The sequence below is a fragment of the Sphingomonas sp. genome, assembly GCF_042096255.1.
Classification (GTDB): domain Bacteria; phylum Pseudomonadota; class Alphaproteobacteria; order Sphingomonadales; family Sphingomonadaceae; genus Sphingomonas.
Genome location: NZ_JBELLZ010000178.1, coordinates 1 through 3,070, shown reverse-complemented (window position 1 = coordinate 3,070; position 3,070 = coordinate 1). Strand labels below are relative to the sequence as shown.

General features: G+C 67.6%; 2 protein-coding genes. One reads left to right on the top strand and one right to left on the bottom strand.

Annotation, left to right across the window (positions count from 1 at the left end):
* A partial coding sequence (locus tag ACFDTH_RS17940) for a DUF885 family protein (RefSeq protein ID WP_375288911.1) occupies nt 1-1,616 on the bottom strand: 1,616 nt, incomplete at its 3' end.
* Nucleotides 1,617-1,872: 256 nt separating this feature from the next.
* Here ACFDTH_RS17940 and ACFDTH_RS17935 point away from each other — a divergent pair.
* Nucleotides 1,873-3,070 (top strand): amidohydrolase family protein (locus ACFDTH_RS17935; RefSeq protein ID WP_375288910.1); only part of this gene is annotated, 1,198 nt, incomplete at its 3' end.

Here is a 3,070-nt window from a genome sequence, read left to right as displayed (position 1 = left end):
CAGGCCTGGCCCGGATAGGCGATGTAGCGGTCGATCTCGACCGCCACGTCGCGCGGCGCCATCGACGTGTTGTCGAGCATATAATCGATCGCCTGCTGGCGGCCCCAGCCCTTGGCGTGGAGTCCGGTATCGACGACCAGCCGCACCGCGCGCAGCATCTCCATGTCGAGATGGCCGAACAGCTGCATCGAATCGCCGAACATGCCGAGTTCCGGCCCGAGCGACTCCGAATAGAGCCCCCAGCCTTCGGTATAGGCGGTGGCCTGGCCGTGGCGGAGCAGCGGCGGCAGCGCCGCATTCTCGATTGCGAGCGTCAGCTGGAAATGGTGCCCGGGGATGCCCTCGTGGAGCGTCAGCGTTTCCAGCGTGGGGATCGGCCGCGTGTTCAGCATCGACATGTTGAAATAGAGCACGCCGGGCGAGACGCCGTCGGGCGGGCCGGGGCGGTAATAGCCGGTGCCGCGCTGGTCGCCGAGCGCGGGCAGGGGCCGGACCTCGAACGGCGCTTTCGGCCGGTCGTGGAACAGCCTAGAGATGCCCGGCCAGATCTTGGCCTCAATCGCCTTGAAGCGGGCGAGCAGTTCGTCGGGCGTCTTGTAATAGTATTTCGGGTCGGTGCGGATGTGCTCGAAGAACGCCTTCAAGTCGCCGGCAAAGCCGACTTTCGCGCGCACCTTCTCCATCTCGGCGCGGATGCGCGCGACCTCGGTGAGGCCGAGCGCGTGGATGTCGTCGGCGCTGCGCTTGGTCGTCGTGTGGCGCTGGAGTTCCCAGGCGTAGAGCCGGGCGCCGTCCTTCATCGCGCCGCGACCGGGCGCCTCGAGCGCGCGCGGCAGGTAGGTGTCGCGCAGATAGGTGCCCCAGTTGCGGTAGGCGGGGTAGACCTTGCCCTCGATCGCCTGGCGGAACGCGGCGGTGAGGCGGGTGCGCTCGGCGGCGGGCATCGTCTGCGGCAGGCGGGTGATGCCGGTCCAGAACGGGCTCTGCTCGATCGGCAGCGCGAGCACCGCATCGACCTGCGCCAGCACGTTGGTGACGATGATCTTGGGCTGGAAGTAGCCGGCGGCGAGGCCCTGTTTCAGCCGCGCGACATTGCTGTCCATATGGCCGACGAAGCCGTCGATCCGCGCGAGCGTGTCGTCGTAATCGGCGGTGGTCTCGTACTTGGCGCCGGTGAGGAAATCGGGGAACTCGACGTGCAGCCCAAACGAGGGATTGAGCGGCGCCATGCGCTGGACCGCGAAAAGCCCGGTGGTGACGAGGTCGAGCATCTGCTGCGTCTTGTAGGCGAAGACGTCGTACGCGATCCGGTCGACCGGGCCGAGCGCGGCACGATCGATCGCGGCAAGATCGGCGGCGTCGCGCTGCTTGTCGGCGCGCAGCTGTGTCTCATAGGCGTCGCTCAGCGGATCGACGAAGAGCGGGCCGCCTTTGATGCCGGTGCGTGCCGCGCGGAGCGGATCGAGCGCGGCTTCGGCGGCGGCGCTGCGCTCCAGCAGCGCGCGCAACCTGGTGCCCTGATCGGCCTCGGCGAAGGCGGGCAGCGGCGCGAGCGCCGTCGCGGCGAGCAGGCCGAGCGTGGCGCGGCGCGTGAAGTGGCGTGGATCGTGCGGCAATGTGCGAGCCCCCCTGGTCGTTGCAGCGATCGTGTCGTCTTGGCGCGGGAATGCAACCTTTGCGCGGGCGATCGCCTCCCGCTCCGACCAACCCGCTAAGCCCATGATCGCAGGTCATTTTTGCCCGTTTGCGTTGCCCCAGACGTAAGTATCTGTGCTTTGCGTTGCGTTTTGCGCAATCATATCACGCGACTTTGCACATTGTCTTCGCGGGTGGATGCCGCAGTCTCGGGGTCGATCTTCAGGGAGGGACGCAATGAAGCTTTGGCGTACCGCGCTTGCCGCGCTCGCAGCCGTGTCGGGAACCGCCGTGGCGGCGCAGGAGGCCACACCGGTGACGGCGCTGGTCGGCGGGAACGTCGTGGATATCGACACGGGAGCGACGACGCGTGACGCGGTGGTGCTGGTGCAGGGCGAGCGGATCCTGCGCGTCGGCCCGGCGGCGTCGGTGCCGGTGCCGGCGGGTGCCAAGGTGGTGCCGATGGCGGGCAAGTGGCTGGTGCCCGGCCTGATGAACATGCACGTGCATTTCGGGCTGAAGCTGCCGGGCGCCGAGGGGAATGCGCTGCTCAATGAGACCGACGGCGAGGAAGCGCTGCGCATGGCGGACAATGCGCGCCGCAGCCTGCTGGCGGGCGTCACCACCGTTCGGCTGACCGCCGAGGATCACGGCATCGATTTCATGCTGAAGCGCGCGATCGCCAAGGGGCAGGCGATCGGCCCGCGGATCGAATCCGCCGGCGAGCTGATCGTGCCGACCGGCGGGCACGGATCGCTCGAGGCGGACGGGCCCGCCGAGTTCAGCAAGGTCGCGCGCGAGCAGATCAAGCGCGGCGCGAGCTGGATCAAGATCGCGATCTCCGGCGGCATCTCGGACACGCACGGCAGCATCTCGGCCGCACCGATGACCGACGCCGAGCTGTCGACGATCATCGAAGTCGCGCATCGCAATGGCGTGAAGGTAACGGCGCACAACGGATCGTCCGAAGCGGCGCTCCAGGCGCTGAAGTTCGGCATCGACTGTTTCGAGCATGGCTATCACCTCAACGACGAGGTGCTGACCAAGATGAAGGCGCAGGGCGTGTGGCTGGTGCCGACGATGGTGGTGAGCCAGCCGGGCGCCTACGAATTCTACAAGAAGATCGGCTCGCCGCCCTGGTATCTCGACCGCGTCGCATCGACCGGCAAGGATCATTGGGCGATGCTGCAAAAGGCGATCCGGATGGGGATCAACGTCGCGCTGGGCACCGACCAGTTTCCGTTCGAGCCCAACGACGGCACCACCGCGACGGTGGCCGAAGCGGAATTGTACCAGAAGGCGGGGATGACGCCGCTTGCCGCGTTGCAGGCGGCGACGATCCGGCCGGCCAAGATGCTGGGGCTCGATGCCGACGTGGGGCGGATCAAGGCCGGGCAATATGCCGATATCGTCGCGGTCGATGCCGATCCGACCA